The sequence below is a fragment of the Enterobacter sp. KBR-315C3_2022 genome, assembly GCF_041399425.1.
Taxonomy (GTDB): Bacteria; Pseudomonadota; Gammaproteobacteria; order Enterobacterales; family Enterobacteriaceae; genus Enterobacter.
Map to the genome: position 1 here is coordinate 1 of NZ_JBGKEB010000046.1, position 8,060 is coordinate 8,060.

The 8,060-nt window shown below is 60.3% G+C and carries 3 protein-coding genes; 2 read left to right on the forward strand and 1 reads right to left on the reverse strand.

All coding sequences use genetic code 11. The features are described 5' to 3' along the window. Positions 1-146: 146 nt before the first annotated feature. Positions 147-2,852, reverse strand: coding sequence for an HTH-type transcriptional regulator MalT (malT, locus tag AB8804_RS22950; RefSeq protein ID WP_371190231.1), 2,706 nt, complete (start codon positions 2,850-2,852; stop codon positions 147-149). A 583-nt stretch (positions 2,853-3,435) separates the two neighbouring features. Here malT and malP point away from each other — a divergent pair. Both malP and malQ read left to right on the forward strand, forming a co-directional pair. Next, entirely contained in the window at positions 3,436-5,829 is a 2,394-nt protein-coding gene (malP, locus tag AB8804_RS22955; RefSeq protein WP_371190232.1) for a maltodextrin phosphorylase, read from the forward strand. Between the two features lie 9 nt (positions 5,830-5,838). Next, on the forward strand, positions 5,839-7,920 hold the full coding sequence (malQ, locus tag AB8804_RS22960) for a 4-alpha-glucanotransferase (protein ID WP_371190233.1): 2,082 nt from the start codon (positions 5,839-5,841) through the stop codon (positions 7,918-7,920). The last annotated feature ends 140 nt before the right edge of the window (positions 7,921-8,060 follow it).

Below are 8,060 nucleotides of genomic sequence, written 5' to 3' on the forward strand. Positions count from 1 at the left end.
GGCAGACTGTATGTAAAGGCACGATGAGGTCTCTTCTGTTTTGTTGGCGCAATCAGTAGATCACACTTCATCGTGCTTTTCATTTTTCTGGGGAACCCTCAGCCCTGTGGGAGAGGGCCGGGGTGAGGGCATCAGGCCGCACAAAGCTAAACGCCGTACCCCATCATTTTCAACAGCTGCTGCGCATGCTGCACCGCGTCCTGACGGTGCGCTACGCCGAGCTTCTGGTACAGATTTCGGATGTGCGTTTTGATGGTCGTGGCCGCCACCGCCAGCTCCCCGGCAATCTGCTCGTTGCTGTAGCCTGAATAGATCAGCCCCAGCACCTGCCATTCGCGCTGGGTGAGCGGGCTGGTGCGGATTAGCTCCGGTACTTCCGGGTGGTTCAGCAGCCGTTCAACGAAGTTCTCGTCAAAATGGGCGAACTTGTGCCGATGATGCTGGTTAATCTCGCGCAGGATGCGCTGGGCGCGGTGCTGGTCCAGCTCCGGCAGGGTGTTGAGCTGAATCAGCTGGCGCAGCTGCTGCGCCATCACTTCGCCCTCAATCACAAAGTGGCTGATAAACCCGGTGCGGTTAGCCAGCTGCAGCGCTTCCAGCAGCACGCGCTGGGCGTCATTCCTGCGGCCCGCCTGCCAGTAAAGCTGATTGAGCAGCAGCAGGTTGCGGTTGAGATCGCTCATCAGGCGCAGGCTGCGGGCATTTTCATTCAGCTCCTCCAGCACAATCTCGGCAGGCTCGAACTCGCCCAGCAGGATCTGCACGCGGGCGATGTTGCGCCACTGGCTTTGCAGGAAGTGGTTGTTAGCAAATTCCGGCTTCGGCGTCTGGCGCAGCCAGTTGGCGGCGGATTTCTTGTCGCCAATCATCTGCCAGTAAATCACCCGCACCTTATCGGCATTTGACACCCAGTCGCTGTGGTACTGGCCGTTGCCGAGCAGGTTTTCCAGGCGGTTAAGGTGGTTGCGCGCGTTGTCTAAATCCCCGCGCGCCAGCGAGCACTGCACCAGCAGGGCCAGACACTGGAGCTGCTGCTGCGGCTGGAAGCTGGAGAGCACGTCAACGCCCTGACGCGCGCAGCTTTCCGCCTCGTCCAGGCGCGACCACGCCCACATTAGCTGGGCGCGAATGCGCAGCAGAAACTCGTGCATCGGCAGCTGTTCAAGGTGCTGCTCGCGAATCAGCTGGAACGCTTTTTCCTGGTTCTCCCAGGCGGCCTGCAGGAAGCCCTGGGCAAATAAAATCTCGCTCTGCTGGATCAGGCTCCAGAGCGCGTAGTGCCAGACGTCGTGGCGGCGCGCCATCTGCTCGGTTTGCTGCATGACGGAGAGCGACCGCGTGAGATCGCCCTTGCAGTGCAGCACCTCGCCGTGCACCGACGTTGCCACGATGCGGCTGTAGAAGTTCGCCAGCGGCAGCTCGTCGAGCGCCACCATGGCCAGGCGCTCGGCCTCTTCCGGATCGCCGTCGTTGATCGCCACCTGGGCGCGCAGGGCGTTAAATTCGCCGTGCAGGGTGGCGTCCATTTCGCTTTCCATCTCCTGCTCGGCGCGGGCCAGCAGGGTATTCACTTCGCTGTAGCGGTGCTGGCTCTGCATCAGCCAGGCCTGCAGCAGCACCAGGCGCGGATTCTCCAGCAGGCTTTCCCACGGCAGCGCTTTTAGCGACTCCTCAAGCAGCGTCAGCTCGCTGTGGTTAAACAGCCCCCACGCGTGGTTAAGCAGGATATCGCGCAGCATCGCGGCATCACCCGCGGCCAGCGCGTGGTGAATGGCTTCGCTCGGGAAGCCCTGCGCCATCCAGCTCTCGGCCGCGGCGCGGTGAATGTTCGGCAGCTCGACCGCAAGCTCCCACTGGCAGCGCTGGCGCAGGAAGCTGCCAAACAGCGGATGATAGCTGAACCATTCGCCCGGGTCGTCCATGCGCGTCAGGAACAGGCCCTGGCGCTCAATCTCTTCAAGCTGGAGCTGGCCGTTTTCGCTGCCGGTCACGCGCACAATCAGCGCGTCGTTCATCGAGCGCAGCAGGGAGCTTTTCAGCAGGAAATTGCGGGTCGCGGGATCGACGCTGTCCAGCACCTCATCTACCAGATAATCGGACAGGTGGCTGGCGTTAATCCCCGCCAGGCGGCGCGCGGACTGATGCGCCGGGCTGTTGTTTTGTCGCGCCGACAGGGCAATCAGCTGCAGCGCCGTGGCCCAGCCCGCGACGTCATCGCACAGGCGGCTGCTTTCAGACGCCTCAATCGGCGAGGTCATGCGGCAGTCGAAGAACTGCTTTGCTTCCTGGTGGGTAAAGGCGAGCTGCTGGCTGCCGATCTCCAGCAGCTGATCGCGCACGCGCAGGTTGGCAATGCCGAGCTGCGGCAGATTGCGCGACAGGACGACCAGCGTGAGGTTCTCGGGCTGGTGGCGCAGGAAGAAGCGCATCGACTCGTGGATCACCGGGTTGTTGATCAGATGATAATCGTCAATCACCACGTACAGCGGGCGGTGCCATTCGGCGAGCTCGATAAACAGCTGTGAAAACAGCGAGGAGAGGCTGGCGTACTGGCGCTTTTGCACCATCGTCTCGCTGGCGGCGCAGTGCCCGTTGGTGGCCTGCTGAATAGCGGCAATCAGATAGCTGGCGAAACGCTCCTGCTGGTTGTCGCCCTCGTCGAGGGAGTACCAGCCAAGATCGCTTTTCCCTGCGGCCCATTGTGAAATGAGCGTCGTTTTTCCGTAACCTGCAGGACTCGTAACCAGCGCCAGTCGGAAATTATGCGCGCCGGAAAGTTTAGCCAGCAGACGCTCGCGGACCACGGTGTGGTCAAGACGAACCGGGCGACTTAATTTAGACGGAATCAACATAGTTTTCACTTCACTGTGGGGAACGAGAGAATTTATTTTTTTTGCGCTTCGTAATTAATAGCTATAAGTTCAGCCAGAAAGGAATCTATTGCAAGTTATGTCGGGGTTTTATGCCTCTGAATTTGCACTGTGTCACAAAACATTCTGACGCCGGAAGGAACTTTCCCGAAAAGTCCCGCATCCCGCGTGGATACTGGCTTGTCTGCATTTGGCGCAGTTTCACTGAAACTGGTTTCAGTCAGGTATAGTGACGTCAAAGGTAATAAAGTTTCGGTAAAGTTTTTCGCCATAATTTATCTGATGAGAAGATACTCAACGGCATAAAGATTATTCTACGTAAGCAACTATTTCAGCGCGTTTTAATTTCTCAGGTAACTGTATTTCATTTTTTTGACACGCTTTTGCGCTATCTTTTTTCCTGCCGGGCGCGCCTAACGACGCGTTTCTAAGTGGCCTCGATCACACTTTTAGGCTCATCCCCGCTACTCCTCCCTGCCTAATCCCCTCCAGGAGGAGGAAGAGGCGAAATGAGCCAGGCACACTAGCGCCAATTGTTTTTCTTTCTACAGGATGCCGATTCCCTATGTCACAGCCAACCTTCAACAAAGCGCAATTTCAGGCTGCACTGACGCGTCAGTGGCAGCGTTTTGGTCTTCATGCTGCAAACGACATGACGCCCCACCAGTGGTGGCAGGCGGTGAGCGGAGCGCTCGCAGAGCAGCTGGACGCGCAACCGCTGGCGAAGCCCGTCAAGGGCCAGCGCCACGTGAACTATATTTCGATGGAGTTCCTGATTGGCCGCCTGACGGGTAACAACCTGCTGAACCTCGGCTGGTATCAGGAGGTGGGCGAGGTGCTGAAAGAGCACGACGTGAACCTGACCGACCTGCTGGAAGAAGAGACCGATCCGGCGCTGGGCAACGGCGGTCTGGGACGCCTGGCGGCCTGCTTCCTTGATTCCATGGCAACGGTGGGGCAGTCGGCCATCGGCTACGGCCTGAACTACCAGTACGGCCTGTTCCGCCAGTCGTTTGCTGACGGCCATCAGATGGAAGCGCCGGACGACTGGCACCGCAACACCTACCCGTGGTTCCGCCACAACGCGCAGCTGGACGTGCAGGTTGGTATCGGCGGCAAGGTGTCGAAACAGGGCCTCTGGGAGCCGGCGTTCACCCTTACCGGTGAAGCCTGGGATCTGCCGGTGCTCGGCTACCGCAACGGCGTGTCGCAGCCGCTGCGCCTGTGGCAGGCGAAGCACGCCCATCCGTTCAACCTGACCAAATTCAACGACGGCGATTTCCTGCGCGCAGAACAGCAGGGCATCGACGCCGAAAAGCTGACCAAAGTGCTCTACCCGAACGACAACCATCTGGCGGGCAAAAAGCTGCGCCTGATGCAGCAGTACTTCCAGTGCGCCTGCTCCGTGGCCGACATTCTGCGCCGTCACCATCTGGCGGGCCGCACGCTGGCGCAACTGCCGGACTTCGAGGTGATTCAGCTCAACGACACGCACCCGACCATTGCGATCCCCGAGCTGCTGCGCGTGCTGATTGACGAACATCAGCTGAGCTGGGACGACGCCTGGGCGATTACCAGCCGCACGTTCGCTTACACCAACCACACCCTGATGCCGGAAGCGCTGGAGTGCTGGGACGAGAAGCTGGTGAAGGCGCTGCTGCCGCGCCATATGCAGATCATCAACAAGATTAACGACCAGTTTAAAACGCTGGTGGACAAAACCTGGCCGGGCGATAAGGCGGTCTGGGCGAAGCTGGCCGTGGTGCACGACAAGCAGGTGCGCATGGCGAACATGTGCGTGGTGAGCGGCTTTGCCGTCAACGGCGTGGCGGCGCTGCACTCCGATCTGGTGGTGAAAGATCTGTTCCCGGAATATCACCAGCTGTGGCCGACCAAATTCCACAACGTAACCAACGGCATCACGCCGCGCCGCTGGATCAAGCAGTGCAACCCGCTGCTGGCCGGGCTGCTGGATAAAACGCTGAAGAAAGAGTGGGCCAACGATCTGGACCAGCTTATCAGCCTTGAAAAGCAGGCCGATAACGCGAAGTTCCGCGAGCAGTACCGCGCCATCAAGCTTGAAAACAAAGTGCGCCTGGCCGCGTTTGTGAAGATGCGTACCGGCATTGAGATCAACCCGAACGCGATTTTCGACATCCAGATCAAGCGCCTGCACGAGTACAAGCGCCAGCACCTGAACCTGCTGCACATTCTGGCGCTGTACAAAGAGATCCGCGAGAACCCGAACGCCGACCGCGTGCCGCGCGTGTTCCTCTTCGGCGCGAAGGCGGCGCCGGGCTACTACCTGGCGAAGAACATCATCCTCGCCATCAACAAGGTGGCGGAGGCGATCAACAACGATCCGAAGGTGGGCGATAAGCTGAAGGTGGTATTCCTGCCGGACTACTGCGTCTCCGCGGCGGAAATGCTGATCCCGGCGGCGGATATCTCCGAGCAGATCTCCACCGCGGGCAAAGAGGCGTCTGGCACCGGCAACATGAAGCTGGCGCTCAACGGCGCGCTGACCGTCGGCACGCTCGACGGCGCGAACGTCGAGATCGCCGAGAAGGTGGGTGAAGAGAACATCTTTATCTTCGGCCATACTGTTGAGGAAGTGAAAGCCATTAAGGCCAAAGGCTACGACCCGGTGAAGTGGCGTAAAAAAGACAAAGTGCTGGATGCGGTGCTGAAAGAGCTGGAGAGCGGCAAGTACAGCGACGGCGACAAGCACGCGTTTGACCAGATGCTGCACAGCATGGGCAAACAGGGCGGCGACCCGTACCTGGTGATGGCGGACTTCACGGCCTACGTGGAGGCGCAAAAGCAGGTCGACGTGCTGTACCGCGACCAGGAGGCCTGGACCCGCGCGTGCATTCTGAACACCGCGCGCTGCGGCATGTTCAGCTCTGACCGCTCAATCCGTGACTATCAGGCCCGTATCTGGCAGGCAAAACGCTAAGGAAGCGCGATGGAGAGTAAACGTCTGGACAGTGCCGCGCAGGCGGCGGGAATTAGCCTCAGTTACATCAACGCGCACGGCAAGCCGCAGTCTATTGGTGCGGAAACCAAAAGACGTTTGCTGGATGCCATGCACAAACCCGACGCGAACGCGTCGGCTGCGCCGATACCGAACGTGAAGGTCTTTACCGCGGGCAAAAAAATGCCGCTGGCGGTAGGCGGCCGCGGCGAGTTTAGCTGGCTGCTGACCACCGAAGAGGGCGAGCAGCACAAGGGCCACGCCCCGGGCGGCAAAACGCTTAACCTTCCGGCGAAGCTGCCGGAGGGCTACCACACGCTCACGCTCACCCAGGACGACGGCCGCTATCACTGTCGGCTGATCGTCGCGCCAAAGCGCTGCTACGAGCCGCAGGCGCTGCGGGAAGGCAAAAAGCTGTGGGGCGCCTGCGTGCAGCTCTACACGCTGCGCTCCGACAGCAACTGGGGCATCGGTGATTTCGGCGATCTGAAAAAGATGCTGGCCTCAGTAGGCGAGCGCGGCGGCGCGTTTATCGGCCTCAATCCGATCCACGCGCTCTACCCGGCGAACCCGGAAAGCGCCAGTCCGTACAGCCCGTCGTCCCGCCGCTGGCTGAACGTCATCTATATCGACGTGAACGCGCTGGACGATTTCAAAAACAGCAAAGAGGCGCAGGCCTGGTGGACGCTCGCGACCACCCAGCAGGCGCTGAAGCAGGCCCGCGAGGCCGACTGGGTGGATTACGCCACCGTCACCGCGCTGAAGATGGCGGCGCTGCGTATGGCGTGGAAAGGCTTTTCCCAGCGCGACGACGAGCAGATGTCGGCCTTCCGCGAGTTTGTGATGCAGGAGGGCGAAAGCCTTTACTGGCAGGCGGCCTTTGACGCGCTGCACGCGTATCAGGTGAAGGAAGACGAAATGCGCTGGGGCTGGCCGGTCTGGCCGGATGCGTATCGTTCCGTCGACACCCCGGAGGTGAAAGCCTTCTGTGAAAAATACGCCAACGAGGTGGATTTCTACCTGTGGCTGCAGTGGCTGGCGTACAGCCAGTTCGCCGCCTGCTGGCAGGTGAGCCAGGGCTATAAAATGCCGATCGGCCTGTATCGCGATCTGGCGGTTGGCGTGGCGGAAGGCGGGGCGGAAACCTGGTGCGACCGCGAGCTGTACTGCCTGAAGGCCTCCGTCGGCGCGCCACCGGACATTCTTGGCCCGCTCGGTCAGAACTGGGGCCTGCCGCCGATGGATCCGCACGTGATGGCCGCCCGCGCCTACGAGCCGTTTATCGACCTGCTGCGCGCCAACATGCAGAACTGCGGCGCGCTGCGCATTGACCACGTGATGTCCGTGCTGCGCCTGTGGTGGATCCCGTACGGCGAAACGGCGGACCACGGCGCCTACGTGCAGTATCCGGTGGACGATCTGCTGTCGATCCTGGCGCTGGAAAGCAAGCGCCATCAGTGCATGGTGATCGGGGAAGATCTCGGCACCGTGCCGGTGGAGATCGTCAGCAAGCTGCGCGACAGCGGCGTTTACTCTTACAAAGTGCTCTATTTCGAGAACGACCACGAGAAAACCTTCCGCGCGCCGCAGGCGTACCCGGAACAGTCAATGGCCGTCGCAACGACGCACGATCTGCCTACGCTGAGGGGCTACTGGGAAAGCGGGGATCTGACGCTCGGCAAAACGCTGGGGCTTTATCCGGATGAAGACGTTCTGCTTGAGCTGTACCAGGACCGCGAGCTGTCGAAGCAGGGGCTGCTGGATGCGCTGCACCAGCACGGCTGCCTGCCGAAAAGCGCCGGGCACAAGGCGTCGCTGATGTCGATGACCGCCACGCTCAACCGCGGGCTGCAGCGCTATATCGCCGACAGCAACAGCGCGCTGCTTGGGCTGCAGCCGGAGGACTGGATTGATATGGCCGAGCCGGTGAACATTCCGGGGACCAGCTATCAGTACAAGAACTGGCGCCGCAAATTGTCGGTAAGCCTTGAGGCGATGTTTGCCGATAGCGGCGTGAACAGGCTGATTAGGGATTTAGATAAGCGCAGAAGGGCGGTGGGTAAGAAGCGGTAGTTTCACCCTCACCCTAACCCTCTCCCAGGGGGCTGAGGGATCCCCAGTAATATGGTCATACCTCCATGACCATATTACTGTACTCCTTTCCCACTCTTTTCAACTCGTTACCTATATTCAGCCGCCTCACTCTCCGGGGG

Bases quoted from the DNA above. Each gene is read 5' to 3' on its own strand.
- malT (WP_371190231.1), bottom strand. From the start codon at position 2,852: ATGTTGATTCCGTCTAAATTAAGTCGCCCGGTTCGTCTTGACCACACC.
- malQ (WP_371190233.1), top strand. From the start codon at position 5,839: ATGGAGAGTAAACGTCTGGACAGTGCCGCGCAGGCGGCGGGAATTAGC.
- malP (WP_371190232.1), top strand. From the start codon at position 3,436: ATGTCACAGCCAACCTTCAACAAAGCGCAATTTCAGGCTGCACTGACG.